At 59.8% G+C, this 22,431-nt stretch carries 17 protein-coding genes and 1 pseudogene; all 18 read left to right on the top strand.

Going from position 1 to position 22,431, the window contains the following annotated elements; genetic code table 11:
* The first annotated feature begins 29 nt into the window (after window positions 1-29).
* The 18 genes and pseudogenes from ACQKP4_RS08560 (at window position 30) to ACQKP4_RS08475 (ending at window position 22,422) form a co-directional block, all read left to right on the top strand.
* A complete protein-coding gene (locus ACQKP4_RS08560; protein WP_427632169.1) occupies window positions 30-1,334 on the top strand; it encodes a carbohydrate porin in 1,305 nt (434 codons plus the stop codon).
* A gap of 64 nt (window positions 1,335-1,398) precedes the next feature.
* Window positions 1,399-3,138: a CocE/NonD family hydrolase gene (locus tag ACQKP4_RS08555; protein WP_427632167.1), complete on the top strand. Its 1,740-nt coding sequence runs from the start codon at window positions 1,399-1,401 to the stop codon at window positions 3,136-3,138.
* Window positions 3,139-3,242: 104 nt separating this feature from the next.
* Window positions 3,243-4,133: an SDR family oxidoreductase gene (locus ACQKP4_RS08550; protein ID WP_427632165.1), complete on the top strand. Its 891-nt coding sequence runs from the start codon at window positions 3,243-3,245 to the stop codon at window positions 4,131-4,133.
* Window positions 4,134-4,411: 278 nt separating this feature from the next.
* Window positions 4,412-5,482 (top strand): annotated as a pseudogene (locus tag ACQKP4_RS08545) (HAMP domain-containing protein); the annotation flags it as partial.
* A complete protein-coding gene (locus tag ACQKP4_RS08540; RefSeq protein WP_427632186.1) occupies window positions 5,477-6,346 on the top strand; it encodes a methyl-accepting chemotaxis protein in 870 nt (289 codons plus the stop codon). The pseudogene ACQKP4_RS08545 and the gene ACQKP4_RS08540, both read left to right, overlap by 6 nt.
* 90 nt (window positions 6,347-6,436) lie before the next feature.
* A complete protein-coding gene (mdeB, locus tag ACQKP4_RS08535) occupies window positions 6,437-9,127 on the top strand; it encodes an alpha-ketoglutarate dehydrogenase (RefSeq protein WP_427632163.1) in 2,691 nt (896 codons plus the stop codon).
* Window positions 9,128-9,212: 85 nt separating this feature from the next.
* Window positions 9,213-10,499, top strand: a complete 1,287-nt coding sequence (locus tag ACQKP4_RS08530; protein WP_427632161.1) for a dihydrolipoyllysine-residue acetyltransferase — start codon at window positions 9,213-9,215, stop codon at window positions 10,497-10,499.
* A 10-nt stretch (window positions 10,500-10,509) separates the two neighbouring features.
* Entirely contained in the window at window positions 10,510-12,270 is a 1,761-nt protein-coding gene (gene lpdA, locus ACQKP4_RS08525; protein WP_427632159.1) for a dihydrolipoyl dehydrogenase, read from the top strand.
* Between the two features lie 14 nt (window positions 12,271-12,284).
* Window positions 12,285-13,142, top strand: a complete 858-nt coding sequence (locus ACQKP4_RS08520) for an FAS1-like dehydratase domain-containing protein (RefSeq protein WP_424489638.1) — start codon at window positions 12,285-12,287, stop codon at window positions 13,140-13,142.
* A 97-nt stretch (window positions 13,143-13,239) separates the two neighbouring features.
* Window positions 13,240-14,400 carry an acyl-CoA dehydrogenase family protein gene (locus tag ACQKP4_RS08515; protein WP_033037529.1) on the top strand — a complete coding sequence of 387 codons (1,161 nt, stop codon included), beginning with the start codon at window positions 13,240-13,242 and terminating at the stop codon, window positions 14,398-14,400.
* Between the two features lie 10 nt (window positions 14,401-14,410).
* Window positions 14,411-15,604, top strand: a complete 1,194-nt coding sequence (locus ACQKP4_RS08510; protein WP_427632157.1) for a CaiB/BaiF CoA transferase family protein — start codon at window positions 14,411-14,413, stop codon at window positions 15,602-15,604.
* A complete protein-coding gene (locus tag ACQKP4_RS08505) occupies window positions 15,604-16,458 on the top strand; it encodes an HpcH/HpaI aldolase/citrate lyase family protein (RefSeq protein WP_427632155.1) in 855 nt (284 codons plus the stop codon). The genes ACQKP4_RS08510 and ACQKP4_RS08505 overlap by 1 nt, the downstream gene beginning before the upstream one ends.
* 162 nt (window positions 16,459-16,620) lie before the next feature.
* Entirely contained in the window at window positions 16,621-18,141 is a 1,521-nt protein-coding gene (locus tag ACQKP4_RS08500) for a 4-hydroxyphenylacetate 3-hydroxylase family protein (RefSeq protein ID WP_017337763.1), read from the top strand.
* A gap of 73 nt (window positions 18,142-18,214) precedes the next feature.
* A complete protein-coding gene (locus ACQKP4_RS08495; RefSeq protein WP_401208206.1) occupies window positions 18,215-18,751 on the top strand; it encodes a carboxymuconolactone decarboxylase family protein in 537 nt (178 codons plus the stop codon).
* Window positions 18,752-18,772: 21 nt separating this feature from the next.
* Window positions 18,773-19,792 carry a VOC family protein gene (locus ACQKP4_RS08490; RefSeq protein WP_134421489.1) on the top strand — a complete coding sequence of 340 codons (1,020 nt, stop codon included), beginning with the start codon at window positions 18,773-18,775 and terminating at the stop codon, window positions 19,790-19,792.
* Between the two features lie 73 nt (window positions 19,793-19,865).
* Entirely contained in the window at window positions 19,866-20,837 is a 972-nt protein-coding gene (locus ACQKP4_RS08485; protein WP_427632153.1) for a flavin reductase, read from the top strand.
* 134 nt (window positions 20,838-20,971) lie between these two features.
* Window positions 20,972-21,766 carry a fumarylacetoacetate hydrolase family protein gene (locus ACQKP4_RS08480; RefSeq protein WP_427632152.1) on the top strand — a complete coding sequence of 265 codons (795 nt, stop codon included), beginning with the start codon at window positions 20,972-20,974 and terminating at the stop codon, window positions 21,764-21,766.
* Window positions 21,767-21,807: 41 nt separating this feature from the next.
* The gene (locus ACQKP4_RS08475) at window positions 21,808-22,422 is read left to right on the top strand and encodes a glutathione S-transferase family protein (RefSeq protein ID WP_401208199.1); all 615 of its coding nucleotides are present in this window, start codon (window positions 21,808-21,810) and stop codon (window positions 22,420-22,422) included.
* Window positions 22,423-22,431 lie beyond the last annotated feature (9 nt).

Below are 22,431 nucleotides of genomic sequence, written 5' to 3'. Positions count from 1 at the left end.
AAAACGTTGTGGGGCAGGTTGCCCCGGAATTGAAGCAACCGGCGAAAAGCCTCGATCAGGCGGCTACCCAAAAAGCCTTGCCCGACAGCCAACTGCTGGGCCACATCATCGAACGCAAAAAGCAGTTCGCGAAGATCGATGCACTGGTTGAACACGGTCAATTGACTGAGCTGCCGCCACCGTCGGAAAGTATCCTTGGTGACGCCGGCGGCTTTCGCAGTGATCTGGCTGATCACGGCATCGGTTTCAACATGTTGAACATGACCACCTTCGCCAATAACTACCTCGATCACGACCGTCATAGACCGCAAGCTTATAGCGGTGAGCGCCCGACGTATTCCTCAAATCTCCTGGTCGGATTCACCTACGATCTGGGGCGGGTCGGTCTCGATAATGGGCAGTTTATTTTTGGCGTCGGCAGCTATTACTCCAGCTGGGATGAAGTGAATCCATCATCGAAATTCAGCTTCACGCGCATCGCCTACTACCAGAGCCTATGGGATAAAACCGTCGAATTCAAAATCGGCGTGCTGCCCAACGATCTGGAATTTATCGGCCCGTTTACCGGCGGAACCTTGGTGGGCGGCACTCAGGGTTTACAAGCGGTGATCCCGTTTCAAGTGGGTTTGAGCCACGCCCCGGTGTCCAGCCCTGCAGCCAACGTCACGTTGAATTACGGCAACTTCTATAACAAATTCGGCGTTCAACGCTCTATCAGTCCTGACGGTATGGGGCCGGAAATCGACCGTCATGCTGGCGAGCTCGATCTGCACGTCGATCACGCCGGCGCGCTGTACATCGATGAGCTCGGCTACAAACGCGCGTCTGCGCCGGGTACACCGTACGCGTGGCTACGAGCCGGTTACATCCATAACACCTCGCAATACACGCAGTTCCTGAGCAATGAGCGCAGTGATGACAACTACGCCGGCTACGTGCTGGGCGACTACCAGTTTTATCAATTCGACAGCGCCATCGCTTCCCGTGGCCTGTACGCCGGGTTTACCTGGATGACCGCGCCTGAAGATCGCAACCTGTTTGACCTGTATTACGGCTTCCGCGTGTTTGCAAAAGGGCCGTTGGACTCGCGTCCATTCGACATGGTCATGCTGGAGTACGGCTACACCAGCTACAGCGATGACGCCAACAAAAAACTCGATACCTTTCATGTGTCCAATGCCGACGACTCGAAATCGACAACGCTCGCCTACAACATGCGCGTTGCCGCCGGCACCTATGTTCGTGCGGGGCTGAGTTACGTCGAACATCCGGCATTCAGTCCGGACGTCAAAGACGCCCTCAACCTGCAAGCCAGTTTCACGCTGTTTTTCTGAACCTTGATTGACCCAAGCACTAATTGCCCCGGTGGATACCGGCGACAGAAAAGGGAGTCTCACCATGAGTGATACGCAAAAAATCTACACACCTTCCACGCCACTGCCACCTGCCCGAACCGGCTTATTGACCGCTTTCGAGCCGGGCACGCGCACGCTGGAAAAAGGCTTTCAAATCGCCCCGCAGTTTCGCCCGATCCCCGTCGACATCGTGTTCGAGAAGGACGTCGTGGTGCAGTTGCGCGATGGTGTGACGATTTACGTCGACGTGTTCCGCCCGGCCGGTAGCGAAAAAGTGCCGGTGATTGTTGCGTGGAGTCCTTACGGCAAAGGGCAGGGCACCTCCGTCAGTGTGATGGGCGTGTTTGGTCTGGTCGGTTTGAACAACAACATCGTGTCCGGGCTGGCCAAGTTCGAAGCGCCGGATCCTGCGTATTGGTGCGCCAACGGTTACGCGATCTGCAACCCGGACATTCGCGGCTGCGTTGATTCCGAAGGCAACAGCGTGCTTTGGGATCGTCAGGACGGTCGCGATTGCCACGACCTGATCAACTGGCTCGCGGAGCAGTCATGGTGCAGCGGTAATGTCGGCATGAGCGGCACCTCGTACCTGGCCGTTTCGCAATGGTTTACTGCTGCCGAGCAGCCTGCGGCGCTGAAAGCGATCAATCCGTGGGAAGGCGTCAGTGACGTGTACCGTGACCTGGTGCTGCGTGGCGGCATGCCTGATCTCGCCTTCGCCGGGATGTTGCAGAAAGGCAGTTTCTTCGGCAAGAACCAGAAAGAAGACATCCTCGCTGAAGCCGCGCGCTACCCCCTGATGAACGAGCTGTGGGAGAACAAAATCCCCGATTTTTCGCGCATCAATGTGCCGGCGTACATCGTCGCCAGCTATTCCAACACGCTGCACACCGCCGGTACGTTCCGCGGGTGGCGACGGATTGCTTCGCAGGACAAATGGCTGCGCATCCACAACACTCAAGAGTGGCCGGATTACTACGACGAAGCGAACGTCGATGACCTGCGGCGCTTCTTCGACCGTTACCTCAAAGGCCAGGCTAACGACTGGGAATCCACCCCTCGCGTGCGTTATGCCGTGCACGACTTCAAAGGCGGCGACCAGGTTAGCGTCGCGGCTGAAGAGTTCCCACCTCAAGGCGCGGTATCGACCAGGTTCTACCTTGACGGTCGCTCGCGCACGCTGACCTCCGAAGCACCGGCAGCCGATGTCGCGGTTTCCTATGGCGTTGCCAACAATCCGAATGCAGTCTCGTTTATCACCCGTTTCGATCAGGTCACCGAGCTGGTCGGCTACCCCAAAGCGCACCTTTGGGTAGAAGCCAAAGGCTCCGACGACATGGACTTGTTTGTGCTGGTGCAGAAACTCGATGCCTATGGCACGCCGCTGCAGCAGTTCACCACGCCGAATCACAGCGCGATGATTCACGATCTCACCGATCACGGCGCGACCATTCTTCGCTACAAAGGCTCGGACGGCCGCTTGCGTGTCTCGGCGCGGCATCTGGACAAAGCGCTTTCAAGCGTAGACGTGCCGGCCCACAGCTTTGATCGTGTGGAGAAGCTCGCTCCGGGCGAGATCGTCGATGTCGAGATCGACCTGTTGCCGCTCGGCATCAAGTTCTACCCCGGCGAACAGCTGCGCTTTGTCATCAGCTCGCGCAACCTCATGGGTACGATGATGCCCGGCATCGCCGAGTACACCGGCGCCAACAGCGGCGAACACGTGATCCACACCGGCGGTGAACACGCCTCCTATCTGCAACTTCCCGTCAAACTCAGTTGATCCTGGTGTGCGCCGTGCTCTTCAAAGGGCAGGGCGCACTTCACCTGTGGCGTTGAAAAGCTTGTATCGATCGCGCCATGGTTTCCTTTCAGGAGATAAATCCATTGATTCTTGTCACCTCGGCCAACGGTAACCAAGGCAAACGGCTGGTGCCCAAACTGCTCGCGTCCGGCCATCCAATACGGGCTTGCGTCAGATCCGAATCCTCCGCCGTGCAACTGCATAAGCTCGGCGTACACCAAGTGCTGGTAGGCGATCTAGCTGATCCGGCGTTTATTGCCCAGGCCATGAAGGGTGTCAAAAGCGTGTACCACATCGGCCCGACGCTGCATCACGACGAACGGGCGATGGGCTTCGCCATGATTGATGCCGCCAGAGCAGAGGGTGTCGAGCACTTCGTGTTCAGTTCTGTGTTGCACGCGATCGCCAGCGACTTGATCCAGCACGAAATCAAGCGCGACATTGAAGAGCACCTGCTGTCTTCCGGGCTCGAATACACCATTCTGCAACCCGCCAATTACATGATGCCTACACGATTGAAAGCCGTGTTCGAGGAAGGCGTGTTCCGCTTGGCGTGGTCGCTGGACAGACGCCAGTCGATGGTCGATCTGGAAGACTTTACCGACGTGGTTGCGTTGGTGCTGTCTGACCGAGAGCGTCACGGCGGGGCAACCTACGAGTTGGTTGGCCCCGGCCGTTTCACCGCGCATGAGATTGGTGCGGTTGCTTCGCAAGTGGTGGGGCGCGAGATCAAGGTCGAGCGCTTCGACGTCGAGGTGTTTGTCCGTGAACGTTTCGGTAATCTTGAGCCCGAAGCGCTTGCGCATATGTTGCGGATGAACCTGGCGATCGCCAGGTATTACAGCAACCATGACTTCGTCGGTAATTCCAATGTGCTGTCCTTTCTACTGGGCCGCGCGCCGACTACGTTCGAAGCGTTTGTCCGCAGGGAATACGCGAGTTTCAAGGAAGGCCTGAAAACCCTTTCCGATTGAAGCTCCTAGCGTATTTCTGTTCCCTGAGCCGCTCGTGCAATGCGACGGCTCACGTGTAAATCCAAGGCTATTAGCGTTTCAACTGACTCCCATCTTTATTGGCCATTGGCCGAGCCGCACGCCTACGCGATAGGCTCCAAACGTTAGAAATGCAGCGCCTCTGAATCCAAAAAAACAACAACAACAAGAAGCCCTCATATGCTCAGTTTGCCTTGGTGTTCTCTGCCGTTTCCGTTCGGCTTCGGATTTGCCTCGCCAGCGTGCCAAGGTGCGTTCCGATGATGGGCCGCGCACTCGGCAATCTGTCGGTTGGCAGCAAGCTGTGGCTGGGTTTTGGCTTGGTGTTGTTGTCCACATTGGCCGTAGCAGCGACAGCGTTTTACGCTTTCAACGTACTCGAAACCCGCGCCAGGAAGATGAACGATGTCGCCGCCGTTGAATCGTTGATTCTGCAAGCACAGGTCGCGGTCAAGGCGTTCGGCCTGAACCTGGCCGAGGACGAAGCCAACAAGGTCGCCGGGCTTACCGCCGAGCTGGTGGCGTTGCTGGAAAAATCGCAAATGGACAAGGGGCAGGGCGCCTCCAAAGAAGCCACCCACGATTATCTCGCCCAGTTCGAACGGTATGCCCAGGCCCAGCGCGATGCCCGCGAGGCTCGCCTGCGCATGCAGCAACTGGCCCAAGTGGTGGGTGAACGTTTCACGGTGGTAATGCTCGATCAACTCGACGCGGTCAACCTGCTGGCTTCGCGCACTCAGCCGGCGGACGCGGTACGCATGCTGCAACTGGAACAAGCCTCCACGCTGCGCGACAGACTGGCGAACCTGCGTGACAGCGAACTGTATTTCACCCTGCAAGGCAGCACCGAAGAGCGCAACGCCTGGGAAGCGCGGGTCATTGAACTGCGCTCTTACATGGAAAATCTCGAACTGCGCCTCGAAGGCTCCGAGCGCGAATCGCTGACTCAGGCCCGTGCAGCGCTGGATGAATACCGCGCCGCGTTCAATGGTTACGCCGCGAGCCGTGAGCAAACCAGCGACAGCCAAGCGGCAATGAACGGCTCCGCTGAGAAAGTCAGTCAATTGCTCAGCGAAGTTCGCGCCACACAGGTTCAAGCCTCGCAGGCGATGGGTCAGCGGGTATCGCGGCTGTTGGCGGGAATGGTGCTGTTGGCGCTCGCCCTTGGCGTCGGCGCGAGTGTGTTGATTCGTCGCTTGATCCTGCAACCGCTGCGTCAAGCTGTTGAGCTGACCCGCCGCGTAGCGTCGGGCGATCTAAGCGCGCAGATCGATGCCGCAGGACGCCGTGATGAGCTGGGCCAGTTGCTCGGCAGCGTCGGCGTCATGCTGGAAAGTTTACGGGGGCTGATTGGCCGGATTGGCCAAGGCGTCGGGCAATTGAACCAAGCCGCCGACAGTCTGGCGCAGGTCACCGAGCGCACGCGTCAAGGCGTCGACTCGCAGCGTGAAGAAACCGAACTGGCGGCCACCGCGATGCAACAGATGGCCGCAACGGCCCAGGACGTTGCGCGCAATGCCAGTCAGACCCGCCATGCCGTCGAACAGGCCAATGATCAGGCGCGCAAAGGTGAAGCACTGGTGCATCAGGCGACCAGCAAGATCGGTCACCTGGCCGAAGAAATGAGCGGCTGTTCCGACGCCATGGGCTCGCTGCTCAACGAAAGCGCAGCGATCGGCAAGGTACTCGACGTGATCAGTGCCCTGGCCGGGCAGACCAATCTGCTCGCCCTCAATGCAGCGATTGAAGCAGCACGGGCCGGCGAAAACGGTCGTGGTTTTGCTGTGGTCGCAGACGAGGTACGCAACCTGGCCCGGCGCACGCAAACCTCCACTGACGACATCGCCGCCATCATTCAACAGTTGCGAATCGTCGCTGAAAACGCCGCCAGTCGCTTGCAGGGCAGTCAAGTGTTGACCGGCGAAAGCGTGGTGCTCGCCGCACAAGCGTCACAAGCGCTGCAGGAAATCGCGGCGGCGGTGTCAACCGTCGAGCAGATGAGTCAGCAGATCGCGGCGGCCGCAGAACAGCAGAGCGCCGTGGCCGAGCAGGTCGGCGAAAGCATGCAACGGGTGCGTGCGGTGTCTGAACAAAGCACCGCTGCCAGCGGCTTGCTCGACGCCTCGGTGCGCGGCCTGGAACAGGTGGGCGGCGCGCTCAACGCAGCCGTTGGTGGGTTTCGAACGGTGTCTTGAAACAGGTTCATTTGCAGTCATGAGGCTGAGTACGGCGGCACGTTCTGTCGGTTCATCTCTAAGCAAACAACAACAAGAGTGGAGGCAGATATGAGTTCGCTAAATGAAAATTCGATCCCTGGGTCGTTGGCTTCACTGGATAGCGACCGGGATGAAACGCAGGAGTGGCTAGAGTCGTTGGAAGCCGTCGTGCGCGATGGCGGCTCCGAGCGCGGCCAGTTTCTGCTCAAACAGTTAGAGCAACACGCAAGAGCACTTGGCATCACCTCGCATGTGCACCCGTACTCGGCGTATCGGAACACAATTCCGATTGAACGGCAGGGTCCCTACCCGGGGGACCTTGCTGTCGAGGAACGGATCACGTCGATCATTCGCTGGAATGCATTGGCCATGGTGGTGCGCGCCAATCAGGCCTACGGGGATCTGGGTGGGCATATCGCAAGTTATGCGTCCGCCGCAGAAATCTTCGAGGTCGGTTTCAATCATTTCTTCCGTGCCCGCGACGAAAGTCACGGCGGCGATCTGGTGTTTTATCAGCCGCACTCGGCACCGGGTGTCTACGCCCGTGCATTCCTTGAGGGCAGATTGTCCGAAGAACAACTGGCTAACTATCGACAGGAAGTTGGTGGCAACGGCTTGAGCTCCTACCCACACCCTTGGTTGATGCCAGACTTCTGGCAGTTCCCGACCGGGTCGATGGGCATTGGTCCGATCAGTGCGGTCTATCAAGCGCGTTACATGCGCTACCTCGAACACCGCAATCTGGCCGAAACCGCCGACCGGCATGTGTGGGGCGTGTTTGGTGACGGTGAAATGGACGAGCCTGAATCGATCGCCGGGCTCACGCTCGCGGCGCGGGAAAAACTCGACAACCTGACCTTTATCGTCAACTGCAACTTGCAGCGCCTGGACGGACCGGTACGTGGCAACGGTCAGGTCATTCAAGAACTCGAAGCGTTGTTCACGGGCGCCGGCTGGAATGTAGTCAAAGTCATTTGGGGCTCGGACTGGGATCCGTTGTTTTCGCGGGACACCAACAACGCCTTGTTGCAACGTTTTGCCCAGACCGTCGACGGTCAATATCAGACACTCGGTTCCAAGGACGGCGCCTACAACTTGCTGCACTTTTTCCAGCAGGATCCAGAGATCAAGGAATTGGTCTCGCACATGTCCGATGCCGAAATCGATGCGCTGAAGCGCGGCGGTCACGATTTTCGCAAGCTGCACGCAGCGTTCGCCGCAGCCAAAGCGCACAAGGGCCGGCCAACCGTGATCCTCGCCAAAACCAAAAAAGGTTACGGCATGGGCGGCGCCGGCGAATCGCGGATGACTTCTCACCAGGCCAAGAAGCTCGATATCGATGCGCTGAAGGCGTTCCGTGACCGTTTCGCGCTGCCACTCTCGGACGATGATGTCGCGCAACTGCGCTTCTATCGCCCGGCAGAAGACAGCCAGGAAATGCGTTATCTGCGTGAACGCCGAACTTCGCTGGGTGGCTACATGCCGGCGCGACAGAAGGGCAGCGAGCACGTCGCCATCCCGGCGTTGGCTGACTACGCGCGCTTCGCCTTCGAAGCCGACGGCAAGGAAATGTCTACCACCATGGCCGTGGTGCGCATGCTGGGCGGCTTGCTCAAAGACAAAGAACTCGGGCCGCGCGTCGTCCCGATCGTTGCCGATGAAGCGCGTACCTTTGGCATGGCCAACCTGTTCCGCCAGATCGGTATCTACTCGCCGCTCGGGCAACTTTACGAGCCAGAAGATGCCGGTTCGATGCTCTATTACCGTGAAGCCCGTGACGGCCAGCTATTGGAGGAGGGCATCACCGAAGCCGGTGCATTGTCGTCGTGGGTCGCTGCCGCGACGTCTTACAGCGCGCACGGCAAACCGATGCTGCCGTTCTACATCTATTACTCGATGTTCGGTTTTCAGCGCGTCGGCGATCTGATTTGGGCTGCGGCCGATCAACGCGCTCGTGGCTTTTTGCTCGGCGCCACCGCCGGGCGCACGACGCTGGGCGGGGAAGGGCTGCAACACCAGGATGGCAGTAGCCATGTGGTGGCAGCGACCGTTCCCAATTGCCGCGCCTATGACCCGGCCTTCGCCGGTGAGCTAGCGGTGATTGTCGACCATGGCATGCGCCAGATGATGGAACGCGATGTCGATGAGTTCTATTACATCACCGTGATGAACGAGAACTATGCCCAGCCTTCTTTGCCGTCCGGTGTGGAAGATCAAATCATTCGCGGCATGTATCGCTATGCCGTGACGCATGCCCCGGCGTCGCGTGGAACCGTGCGGTTGCTGGGCTCCGGCACTATTTTGCGCGAAGTGATCGCCGCATCTGAGCTGCTGGCAGCTGACTGGCAGGTGTCCAGCGAGGTGTTCAGCGTCACCAGTTTCAGTGAACTGGCTCGTGAAGCGCGGGAAGTGGAACGACGTAATCGTCTGAATCCCACTGAGCCTGAGCAAATCAGCCATCTCTGTGCCTCGCTGACTGGCAACGCGCCGGTGATTGTTGCCTCCGATTATGTTCGCGCCTGGCCGCAACTGATCGCCAGTTACGTCGAAGCACGCTTCATCGCCCTGGGCACCGACGGCTTTGGCCGCAGCGATACCCGTGCCGCGTTGCGCAGCTTCTTCGAAGTCGATCGGCATCAAGTGGTGCTGGCTGCACTGGACGGTCTGGTGCGTGACGGCAGCTTGCCGCGTCAGGTGCTGGCCGAGGCCGTTGAACGCTATGGCCTGAAAGGTGATAGCCCGGCGCCGTGGACACGCTAAGCGGTTTTCTCTTCGCACGCGCTCAATGAGCGCTCCCTCCGTTGCGTGAGCGCGCAACGGATCTATTTCTGGGCGACCGTACGTCATGAGTGAAATCAGAGAAATTCATGTCCCTGACATCGGGGACTTCAAAGACCTGCCGGTGATCGAGGTATTGGTCAAACCGGGCGATAAAGTAGCGTTTGATGACCCACTGCTGACGCTGGAATCGGACAAGGCCTCGATGGACGTGCCGAGCCCTGGTGCCGGCACCGTTGTGGCGGTGACGATCAAGGAAGGCGATCGCGTTTCCAAGGGCAGTTCGATCCTCACGTTGCAGATGGCGATTGATGAAGCACCGGTTGTTCGGTCGGCAATCAGTAGCCCCGTTGTGGCCGATCCAATCGTAAACACTCCTGCTATCCCAGTAGTCGCCAAGACGACTGCGCCAGCCGTGAGTATTTCCGGACCTAAACCTCACGCCAGTCCGTCAGTACGCAGTTATGCGCGCAAGCTGGGCGTGGACGTCAGCCGTGCGATTGCCACCGGCAAGGGCGGGCGACTGCTTCGTGAAGATATCGAGCGTTTCGTCAAGGACGCTCTGCTGCGTCTGGACAGTTCCGCGCCGCGTCCCGATCAAACCGGTGGACTCAATCTGCTGCCGTGGCCGGACATCGATTTTGCCAAATTCGGCACGGTCGAGAAGGTCGCGATGTCGCGTATCAAAAAGATCTCCGGCGCAAATCTCGCCCGCAACTGGGTGATGATCCCCCACGTCACCAACAACGAAGAAGCCGACATTACCGAGCTGGAAGCCTTTCGCGTGCAGCTCAATCTGGAAGGCGGCAAGGACGCGATCAAGTACACCCTGCTCGCGTTTTTGATCAAGGCCGCGGTCGCCACCTTGAAAGCCTTCCCATCGTTCAACAGTTCGCTGGGCAACGAAGACGGCGAGCCGATCCTGATTCTCAAGCAGTACTTCCACATCGGTTTTGCCGCTGACACGCCGAACGGTCTGGTGGTGCCGGTCATTCGCGATGCCGATCAAAAAGGTATTGGCCAGATCGCCACGGAATGCGCCGAACTGGCGCGCAAAGCCCGGGACGGCAAGTTGGGCCCCGCGGACATGAGCGGCGGAACTTTCACCGTTTCCAGCCTGGGAGGCATTGGCGGCACCGGTTTTACGCCGATTATCAATGCGCCGGAAGTGGCGATCCTCGGTGTCACCCGCGCGCAAATCAGACCGGTGTGGGATGGCAACGCCTTCGCGCCGCGACTGATTCTGCCCATGGCGTTGTCATGGGATCACCGCGTTGTCGATGGCGCGGCGGCAGCACGCTTCCTCCAGCATCTGGCGGCTCTGTTGGCAGATTTCCGTCGAATTACGCTGTGAGGAAATGGCCATGAGTCAGATTATTGAAGTGAAGATGCCCGGTATCGGCGATGCCGCCGCCATGCCGGTGATTGAAATACTGGTCAAGGTTGGCGACGTGGTAGCAGTCAATGACGCGATCTGCACGCTGGAATCCGACAAGGCGACGATGGATGTACCGTCGTCTGCCGCCGGTGTGGTCAAGGAAATAAGGGTCAAGGTTGGCGAGAAGGTCGGCGAAGGCGCGGTGTTGTTGACGCTGGAGTCGAATGAGTCGGCCATTCAACCAACGCCAACGCCAGCAGCGGCTGCAACCGGCGGCAGCGCTGAGTTGCAGTGCGACGTACTGGTGCTCGGCGGCGGTCCCGGTGGTTACTCCGCTGCATTCCGCTCGGCCGATCTGGGCCGCAAAACCATGATTGTCGAGCGCTACGCCGCATTGGGCGGTGTGTGCCTGAACGTCGGTTGCATCCCTTCCAAAGCGCTGCTGCATATCGCCTCGGTCATAGAGGAAGTCCCGCATCTGGCGTCACTGGGCATTGACTTCGGTGCCCGACAGGTTGATATCGACAAGTTGCGCGCGCACAAAGAATCGGTGGTCCACAAGCTCACGGGTGGCCTCGCCGGCATGGCCAAGGGGCGCAGTGTCGAGGTCGTGCGCGGCGTTGGCCGGTTCCTCGATTCGCACCGTATCGAGGTCGCTCTGTGTTCCGGTTCCGGCCAGGAGCACACGGGCGAGAAACAAGTGATTTGCTTCAAGCAATGTGTGATTGCCGCTGGCAGTCAGGCCGTCAAGTTGCCGTTTATGCCGCAGGATCCGCGCGTCGTTGATTCCACCGGTGCGCTGGAACTCAGAGCTGTGCCCAAACGCATGCTGGTGGTGGGCGGCGGGATTATCGGTCTGGAAATGGCCACGGTGTATTCGGCGCTGGGTGCGCGTATCGATGTGGTCGAGATGCTGGATGGCTTGATGAAAGGCCCGGATCGAGACCTGGTCAAAGTCTGGGAAAAGCACAACAGCCATCGTTTCGATCACCTGATGTTGAACACCCGCACGGTGAAAGCCGAGGCCAGCGAGCAGGGCATCTGGGTGACCTTTGAGGGTGAAAAAGCACCCGCTGAACCCCAGTGCTACGACCTGGTGTTGGTCGCGGTCGGTCGTAAACCCAATGGCAACCAGCTCGATGCCGAGAAGGCCGGTGTCACTATCAATGAACGCGGTTTCATCCCCGTCGATAAGCAACTGCGCACCAACGTGCAGCACATCTTCGCGATTGGCGACATCGTCGGCCAACCGATGCTGGCCCACAAAGCCGTTCACGAAGGTCATGTCGCCGCTGAAGTCGCGGCAGGTGAAGCCCTGAACAACGCAGAACTGGCGCGCAGCCGTTTTGAGGCGTTGCAGATTCCCGGCGTTGCCTACACCAACCCGGAAGTGGCCTGGGCCGGCCTGACTCAGCAAGAAGCCAAAGACAAAGGCATCAAAGTCGAGGCCGCGGTTTTCCCGTGGGCCGCGTCCGGACGCGCGATTGCCAATGGCCGAGACGAAGGTTTCACCAAGCTTTTGTTCGATGCCGAAACGCATCGAGTGGTTGGTGGAGGCATTGTCGGCACAGGTGCGGGCGACCTGATCAGCGAGGTATGCCTGGCTATCGAAATGGGCGCCAACGCAGAGGACATCGGCAAGACCATCCATCCCCATCCGACACTGGGTGAAACCGTGGGGATGGCCGCAGAAATGGCCCATGGCACTTGCACCGACTTGCCTGCGGCACGTCGCAAAGACGCGTGAAGGAGGGAATGACCATGAATGCCTGCAATGAGGCAACCCTGGCGGACTTGACCCACTGGGTGGGCCGCGAGGAACTGCGTAGTGACTGCATCGATCAACGCACGGCACAGGCGCTGGCTGCGACGCTCGACCTTGATTCCGATTCAGTTCAAGTCGGCGCCGAGTTACCGCCCTTGTGGCACTGGGTGTACTTCTCGCCAAATGCCCGACACAGCGAAATTGGCGTCGACGGGCATCCGCAACGCGGTGGTTTCCTCCCGCCAGTGAACCTGCCCAACCGTATGTGGGCCGGCGGGCGCTTGAGCTTCGAGCAACCGCTGCGCGTCGGTGAAGCCGTCACCCGGGTTTCGCGCATCCTGCGCTGCGAGCGCAAATCCGGCCGCAATGGCGAGCTGCTGTTTGTCACCGTCGAGCACAAGGTTTCTGGTGAGCGTGGTGTGTGTGTGGTGGAGGAACAGGACATTGTCTACCGCCAGCCAGCGCCTCAAGGAGCGCCCCTTGCCGGCGAAGCGACGGAGCGCCTTGGCGAATTCCGCCGGCTGATTCATCCGGACCCGGTATTGCTGTTTCGTTATTCGGCACTGACGTTCAACGGCCATCGCATTCACTACGACAAGCCCTACGCCACCGGGGAAGAAGGCTATCCGGGCCTCGTCGTGCAGGGCCCGCTGGCCGCGACATTGCTGCTCGAAGCGTTTCGCGCGGCGCACCCGGACAAGCGCATACGACGCTTCGCTTTCCGCGCGATCGGCCCGCTGTTCGACACGGCGGACTTTGCAGTGTGCGGCCAGCTCACCGGCCCGGGCAGCGCCGATCTTTGGACCGACTGCAACAGGCGCTCGACGATGAAAGCTGAAGTCACGTTCGACTGACACCCAAGCGTTTTCAAAAAAGGTGCCGCTGTGCAGAAGCGCCAAGGGCACTGCTGCGCCGCGATCCCTATAAACAAGACAGGAAACCGACATGACCATGCTCTACGCCCCCGATGAACACCAGGAAATCCGCGACGCCGTCCGCGCTCTGTGCAGTGAGTTTCCAGACGAATACCACCGCAAGATCGACGAACAGCGGGCCTACCCGGAGGCCTTTGTCGATGCACTGATCAGCGCGGGCTGGCTGTCGGCGATGATCCCGGAAGAATACGGCGGCTCGGGTCTGGGGTTGACTGAGGCGTCGGTGATCATGGAAGAGATCAACCGTTCTGGCGGTAACTCCGGCGCGGTCCATGGCCAGATGTACAACATGAGCACGCTGCTGCGTAACGGCAGCACCGCGCAGAAAGAAAAGTACCTGCCAAAGATTGCCGCCGGCGAGTTGCGCATCCAGTCGATGGCGGTCACCGAGCCAACCACGGGCACCGACACCACCAAGATCAAGACCAACGCGGTGAAGAAGGATGGACGCTATGTGGTCAACGGCCAAAAGGTGTGGATCTCGCGGGTGCAGCACTCCGACCTGATGATTCTGCTCGCACGCACCACGCCGCTGACCGAGGTGAAGCGCAAGTCTGAAGGCATGTCGATTTTCATCGTCGACCTCAAAGACGCCATCGGCAAGGGCCTGACCGTGCAGCCAATCCCCAACATGGTCAATCACGAGACCAACGAGCTGTTCTTCGACAGCCTGGAGATCCCTGAGGAAAACCTGATTGGCGAGGAGGGCAAGGGTTTCAAATACATCCTCGACGGGCTTAATGCCGAGCGCACCTTGATCGCCGCTGAATGCATCGGCGACGGTTACTGGTTCATGGAGCGCGCGGTCAAATACGCCAACGAACGCGTGGTGTTCGACCGTCCCATCGGGCAAAACCAAGGCGTGCAATTCCCGATTGCCGACGCCTTCATCGAGATCGAAGCCGCCAACCTGATGCGTTTCAAGGCCTGCCAGCTGTTCGACGCGCACCAACCCTGTGGCGCCCAGGCCAACATGGCCAAGTACCTCGCCGCCAAAGCGTCGTGGGAAGCCGCGAACGTTTGCCTGCAAACCCACGGCGGGTTCGGCTTCGCCAATGAATACGACATTGAGCGCAAGTTCCGCGAGACCCGGCTGTACCAGGTCGCGCCGATCTCCACCAACCTGATCTATTCCTACGTCGCTGAGCACTTGCTCGGGCTGCCGCGTTCTTTCTGAGGACTCCGTTATGGCTTCTACCCAACCGGTACTTGCGCTAGAAGGGATCACGGTGGTCTCGCTCGAACACGCCATCGCAGCACCTTTGGCCACGCGTCATCTGGCTGATCAGGGCGCTCGGGTGATCAAGGTCGAGCGTCCGGGCAGCGGCGATTTCGCCCGCGCCTATGACGCGCGCGTCGATGGCTTGGCCTCGCATTTTGTCTGGGTCAACCGCTCGAAAGAGAGCCTTGCGCTCGACCTGAAACAACCCGAGGCACAGGAGATTCTGATGAAGCTTCTGGCCGAAGCCGATGTATTGGTGCAGAACCTTGCGCCGGGCGCGGCTGCCCGATTGGGGCTTTCATACGAAGCACTGGCTGAGAAAAACCCGAAGCTGATCGTCTGTGACATTTCGGGATACGGCGAGGGCGGACCGTACACCGAGAAAAAGGCTTACGACTTGCTGATTCAGAGCGAGGCCGGCTTCCTGTCTATCACAGGTACACCGGAAGAACAGGTCAAGGCCGGTATTTCTATCGCCGACATTGCGGCGTGCATGTACGCCTACACCAATATCCTCGCGGCGCTGATCGAACGCGGCAAAACCGGTCGTGGCCGGCGCATCGAGATCGCGATGATTGATGCGATGGTCGAGTGGATGGGCTTCCCGATGTACTACGCCTACGAAGGGCAGGAGCCGCCGCGCCGTACCGGTGCTTCCCACGCGACGATTTACCCCTACGGGCCGTTCCGCGCCGGCGATGGCCGTACCGTCATGCTCGGCCTGCAGAACGAGCGAGAGTGGGCGGTGTTCTGCGACAAGTTACTGGGCGACGCAGCACTCGCCACGGATGCGCGGTTTGCCAGCAACGCGCTGCGCACCGCCAACCGCGAAGTCTTGAGCAATTTGATCGAGCAGAACTTCGCGAGCCTTAGCGCTGATGAAGTGATGACTCGCCTCGATGCCGCCGACATCGCCAATGCCAACGTCAGCACCATGAACGACATCTGGAACCATCCGCAACTCGCCGCGCGTCAGCGCTGGACGACCGTGAACACGCCCGCAGGCCCGATACCCGCACTGCAACCACCGGGCATGGGCGGTGAACATCCCGCGCGCATGGGGCCGGTGCCGGCACTCGGGGAACATACCGCCGCGATTCTTCGTGAACTGGGTTACGCCGACCGCGCCGATGAACTGCGCGACAGGAAGGTAGTGTGATGGCGATTCGACAATTGAATCTGGCGCGGGCGCGCACCTTTCTGTTCGTACCGGCGAACCGTCCGGAACGCATTGGCAAAGCGCTGGCCAGCGGCACCGACGTCGTCGTGGTCGATCTTGAAGACGCGGTGGCACCGGTCGACAAGCCGGCGGCGCGCCTGGCCCTGCTGGCCTGGCTGGATGAGCATCCCGATGAGCGTGTGACGGTGCGCATCAATGCCGCCGACACGCTGTGGCATGAGCATGATCTGGCAGCCTGCCGGCACACCGGCATCGCTGCCGTGATGCTGCCAAAAGCCGACAATGCGGCGCAGGTGCAGCACGCCCATCATGTCACCGGCAAACCGCAGTTGTGCATCATCGAGACCGTGCAAGGCATTGACGCCCTGGCGCATATCGCCAGCGCGCCGGGTTGCGCGCGGTTGATGTTCGGCAAGCTGGATCTGGCCGTCGAACTCGATCTGATCCCCGACGAATCAGACCCCGAAGAACTGGTGTTTCTGCCTTGGCGCGCCATGCTCGTACTCTCGAGCAAACGGGCGCGATTGCCGGCGCCGGTCGATGGCGTGTTCACCGCCATCGGTGATCAACCGGGGTTGGCCCGGTACGTCGCTCGTGCGCATCGACACGGGTTTAGTGGCCAGTTGTTGATTCATCCCAGTCAGGTCACGGAAGCCGCAGCCGGCTTCACGCCCTCGGCGCAGGAAATTGAATGGGCGCAAGCCGTTTGCCAGCTCGGTGACGCCGCCGGCGGTGGGGTGGTGGTGCTCGACGGCCGAATGATCGACGCGCCGGTGATGGCGCGGGCGCGGAACATTCTTGCCTTGGCGGCGGAGTTTGGTCTCGCTACCTGAAGCGTCGTTCTTTTCTATTTCGGAACAACACTTCGGCCCATTCACAAATTCTTAAAAGTGGCCCATCTCAATACTATCGAGGTGTGGCAACCGCAGCCGAATTCGCCTTGCGCCGGGTATTCCCACCGCAGGCCAAACGTTTCAAATGCAGGAGCATGACCCATGGAAAATAACGCAAACAAAAAACCGATGGCCATGAGTGGAGCCCGCAACGGAGTACGCAACGGGGCCGATTACATCGCCTCGCTGCAAGACGGTCGCTCCGTGTGGATTGATGGCGAGCGGATCAAGGACGTGACGGTGGATCGCCGTTTCCGTGGCGCGATTCAATCCATCGCTGATCTGTATGACATCCAGTGCGATCCCGCCCTGCAGGACAAGATGACCTTCGAATCACCGACCTCCGGTGCGCGCGTCGGTCGCTCGTTCATGTTGCCGCGCTCGGCTGACGATCTGCGTCTGCGCCGGGAAATGATGAAGACCTGGATGGACGCGGTCGGCGGCATGATGGGCCGCACACCGGACTTCCTTAACGTCATGGTCAGCGCGCACGCCTCGGCGCACGAACTGTTCGCTGCCGGCGGTGAGCAATTCGGGCAGAACATTCTCAAATACCATGAGTTCATCCGTGAAAACGACCTTGCGCTGACTCACTCGCTGGTGTCGCCAGACATCGACAAGCGCCTGCAAATGTTCGAGCAGCCGGGCGACATGGTCATGCGTGTGGTGCGCGAATCCGATGCCGGCATCTACGTGTCCGGCGCGCGTTCGGTGGCCACCCTCGGCCCGTTGGCCAACGAAGTGCTGATCATGCCGGCGGCGGCGAAATTCCCGCTGGTGGCAGATGCCGAAGCCTACGCGGTGGGTTTCGCGGCACCTATCGATACCCCCGGAATGAAGATGATTTGCCGTCCTTCGTTGCCAGCGAAGGGCCGGTTCGCCAACGACCCGCTGACCGGACGCATGGACGAAATGGACGCCGTGCTGTGGTTCGAAGAGGCGTTTATCCCGTGGGAACGGGTGTTCATGTACCGCAGCATCAAAGCGGTTGAATCGGCGATGAAGTCGCCATCCGGCCCGCACGGTTCGCACCAGTCCGCCACGCGGTCGCTGGCGAAGATGGAGTTCCTGCTGGGCATCGCCTACAACCTGACCGAAGTGAACCACAGCCGTTTCCCCAACGTCATGGTGCAACTGTCGGAATTGGTCGCTTACGTCGAAACCCTGCGCGCGATGATTCGTGTCGCTGAAATCGACTGCGTGCCGGGCCCCGGTGGCACCGTTGTGCCGTACGAGCAGCCGCTGAATGTGGTGCGCGCGCAATACCCGGCGATGCATGCGCGGGCGCTGGAAATCCTCCAGTTGCTCGGCGCTGGCAACGTGGTGGTGGCGCCAACGGTCGAGGATCTCTACAGCGAAAACGGCCCGGCCATCGAACGTTATTGCGCCGGGGCGGATATCCCCGCCGAACGCAAAATGCAGCTGTTGCGGCTGGCCTGGGACGCGTCCTGTTCGTCGTTCGCGGGGCGCCAGAACCTGTACGAAAAGTTTTTCTCGGGCGATCCATGGCGCAACGCGCAAATGCGTGGCGAACGCTATCCCGGTGCTCGTGAGGCGCAAGACCGCGTGTGGGCGTTCCTTGATCGCAATAGCGAATGGGATCAGCGCATCAACGGCCAATAAGCGAAACCTGCCGTAGCTTCGGCGACAACGATGCTGCGGCAAGCCAGCAAAATAGTAATGTGCGGAGTTTTGTATGCCTCGTATCCAGCTGCCCACCCCCGACGAAGAACCCGAAGCCTTTGCGCTGCTGCGCGCCAAGCGTGGCCACGCGCCGAATGCGCAGATCTTTCGCACCCTGGCGACTTGCCCGGAGATTCTCGAGGTTTTCATTCCCATGGCCGACGCGGTGCGCAACGGCTGTGGCATCGATCCGAAACTGCGTGAGATGGCCATCGTCATGGCGTGCCAGACCATGGGCACCCATTACGAACACGATCCGCATTGGAATCGGGCCCTCAAGGAAGGCGTGCCAAAGGAACAGATGCAAGCGCTGTGGGACTTTGAAAAGAGCGCGCTGTTCTCCGATCTGGAGAAGGCCGTGCTGCGCCTGGCCCGGGACGCAACCCGCGCGCCGGCGCAGGTCAGCGACAAGGTCTGGGAAGACGTTTACCTGGGCCTGGGGCAAAAGCAGAGCGTGGCGCTGCTGTTCAATATTGGTTGGTACAACATGACCGGTCGGTTGACTGGCCCCCTCGAGTTGAGCAACGAGGCCGATTTCACTCGGCTCTGAAAAGACATCAGGAGAATTGACATGCCATTGCCAACACCGGTCTATTACCCACCGTTTAATATCACCCGCTCAAGTCACGCCGTCATCACTTCGCGTGACCTGGAAGCCAGTCGCGATTTTTACGAACAGGTCATTGGCCTGGTGCTGACCGAACGCGATGCCGACACCTTGTATTTCCGTGGCCTGGAAGAGGTTTGTCACCACAGTCTGGTGATCAAGCGCCACGACGGCGAGCACTCTGCTGAAGCCATCGGCTTCCGGGTGTACACCGAAGAAGAGCTGGACAAGGCCGCGCATTTCTATAAATCCAAAGGCCTGCCCGCCCGCTGGATCGAAGTGCCGCATCAGGGCCGCACGCTGCTGGTCAACGACCCGGCCGGCACCCCGGTGCAGCTTTGCGCCACGATGACCACGACGCCGCGCGTGTACACGCAATTTCAGGACTTCAAGGGTGGCGCGGCGATGCGCTTCGACCACTACCAGATTCAAGTGCCTAACGTGCAGGAGCAGACCGATTTCTACGCAGAGATGGGTTTTCGCATCTCCGAATACATGGCGCTGGACGAGAAGTTGATTGCGACTTTCATGTTCCGCAAACCGGGCACCCAGGACATCGTGTTTCTGGAAAACCCCGGGCCGCGTCTGCACCACTTTGCTTACACCGTATCTGACTCCCACAGCATCCTGCGCGCCTGCGATATCGCCGGCAATCTGGGCATGGGTGATGTCGTTGAGCGCGGCCCCGGTCGACACGGCCCGGCCGGCGTGTTGTTCGTGTACCTGCGCGATCCCGATGGCCATCGGGTCGAGTTGTTCTGTGATCACTATCTGTTGATCGATATCGAGGTCGAGCCTGTCGCGTGGGACGTGCGCAAGCCCGGCCTGGCGCTGCGTTGGGGCATGCCACCGCAGGAATGCTGGTTTAACGAGACCACCGCGTTCAGCGGCATTGCGACCAAACAGCTTGATCACGAGCGCGGCCCGTTGGTCACCCTTGAGACGTATCTGGCGGACAAGGCCCGCGTCAGAGCCGCCAAATAGCGCAGCAGGGGCCACTTCGGTGGCCCTTCGCAGCGTGGCGGTTTCGATAACAAGAAGACTGGAGGCATTCACCATGACGACACACACAGCAACTCAAACAGATCCTTCCAAAGCCGGGCCGAGCTTCGACAGCCGTGCGCTGCGTGACGCTTTTGGCTCGTTTGCCACGGGAGTGACGATTGTCACCACGGCCGGGCCTGACGGCGTCGACATCGGTTTGACCGCGAACAGTTTTTCTTCGGTGTCGCTAGATCCGCCGATGGTGCTTTGGAGCTTGGCGCGCACCTCGTTGAACATGGATGCCTTCCGCAACAACGGGCATTTCGCCGTGCATATCCTCTCCGCAGACCAGGAAGCGTTGTCGTCGCGCTTTGCGAGTAAAGGCATTGACCGTTTCGAAGGACTTACGCTGGATCGCGGCCCGGACGGCGTGCCGTTGTTGCCGGACTGCATGGCGCGTTTCACATGCAAACTCGCCTATCAGTACGAGGGCGGCGATCACGTCATTTTTGTCGGCGAGATTGTCGATTTCGGTCACTCGGCGCGCAAGCCACTGGTGTTCCATGGCGGCCGCTACGGCATGTTGCTGCCAAAGCAAGCCGTCGCCTCCGTTGAATCGGCAGATGAATTCAGCAACCTTTCTTCCGATGATCTGCTGTATCAGGTGTCGAATGCTTACTTGCGCACGCGCCAGAGCGTGATTGAAAAGCTTGAATCGCGGCAGTGGACGGCCGAGGAGTATGCGGTGTTGAGCATCATCGGTCGTGAAGACGGCTTGTGCATGCCGGAAATCGTTGCGCGCAGCGAGAAGGTGCGCGGTCAGGGCATTTCTGCTGCGATCGTGCAACAGCTCATCGCACGTGGCTTGTTGGAGGAGGTGGACGCCAGTGACGGCCGTATTGCCGTCAGGTTGACTGCCGATGGCCGTCACGCGGTGCTGGAGCTGATCGCCATCCGCAAGTCGAGCGAAGCCGATGTGCAGGGCAAGCTCGACCCGAGTGAGGTGCAATTACTCAAGCACCTTCTGGCCAGGCTCGACGCATGAAGATCGCACGCTACCAATCAGCCGCAGGACCCGAACGGCTCGGGATCGTCACTGTCGCTTCGGGTCGAGAATATCTTGTAGATGTCGCCAAAGCGGCTGCTGTCCGGGGTGGTCCCGCCACGCCAACATCGGTGATGGCCCTGATCGAGGGTGGCGCAGCGGCGATGGACGCCACCCGAGAGTTGCTCCGCTGGGCGGCGGATCGTCAGGACCCGCGGTGGATGGATGACCCCAATACCGTAGGGTGGCTGACGCCGGTGCCGGAGAAATCGATCTTCTGCGCCGGGCGTAATTTTGGCCGGCACAAGCTGGAGTCGATGAAGGGCAATGCCGACAACGCGAGCAAACTGCACAGCGATTTCCCGACCGGTTTCATCAAACTCGGGCGCACACTGGTGCCGCATAAAAGTCAGGTGAAGCGACCCGACGATGTGCTCGATTTCGACTACGAAGTCGAGATCGCGCTGGTCATCGGCAAGGCGATCGACGCGCGCCGCGACATCGATCCGGCCAGCGCCATTTTCGGCTACACGATTTTCAATGACCTGTCGGCACGGGAATGGCAACTGCGCGAGATGCAGAACGGCATGATCATGCTCGGCAAGAACTTTCCGGGGTTTGGCCCGATCGGCCCCTACATTCTGACCGCCGACGAAGTCCCTGACCCCAAAGCCCTGGTGCTGTGGCTGAAGGTCAACGGCGAGTTGCGCCAGCACTCCGACTGTCGCGATCTGATTTTCGGTTTCGCCGAAATGGTCGCGTTCTGGTCCCGTTTCGGTCTGGTGCCCGGCGATTTGATCAGCACCGGTACGCCAGAAGGCGTGGCCTTGCACCACAAGCCCGATCCGCGTGAGTGGTACCTCAAACCGGGTGACCGGGTGGAGGCGGGCGTCGACGGTATCGGCGTCCTCGAAACGTTCATCGTCTAGTCACCGCGTTGCCACGCCGACCTCACAATAAGGAATATTTTATGAAGCTGTTTTTTTTGCCCGGCGCCTGCCAGATCGGCATCCATGCCTTGCTTGCTGAAATCGGCAAGCCGTTCGAGATCGAAAAAGCAGCGCGCGCGGGCACGCCAGAGTTCGAGGCGTATACGCAGATCAACCCCAAGGGCAAAGTCCCCGCGCTGATTCGCGACGATGGTTCGCTGCTCACCGAGTTCCCGGTGATCGCACTCTATCTCGCCCGGATGAACCCCGAGCGAGAGCTGATCCCGACGGACATCGAAGGCGAGATTCGTGTGCTGGAAATGACTGAATATTTGGTATCTACCGTGCACATGCAAGGCTACACTCGCGCTCGCCGGCCAGAGAAGTTTGCGCCGAGTGAAGCAGATCATGCGGCCGTGAAAGCGCAAGGTCTGAAGATATTCCAGGCCGGGCTCGACCGGGCAGAACGACAGATCAACGGCAAAGACTGGCTCTTCGAAAAAATGACCATCGCCGATTTCGCGCTCTTCTATCTGGAGCATTGGTGCGTGGTCAACGGCATCGGAAAGTTGGCGCAAAGTTGTCAGGCGCACCACGATCGTCTGTGGGCGAACGTTGAAATCCGTCGTGCGATCGAGTCCGAACTCATTACTTGATATTGAGCG

Origin of the sequence: Pseudomonas sp. NPDC086278 (assembly GCF_050280905.1) — a bacterium.
Classification (GTDB): Bacteria; Pseudomonadota; Gammaproteobacteria; order Pseudomonadales; family Pseudomonadaceae; genus Aquipseudomonas.
Note: the sequence above shows the minus strand (reverse complement) of the source record. Positions and strands in the feature narration are given on the sequence as shown.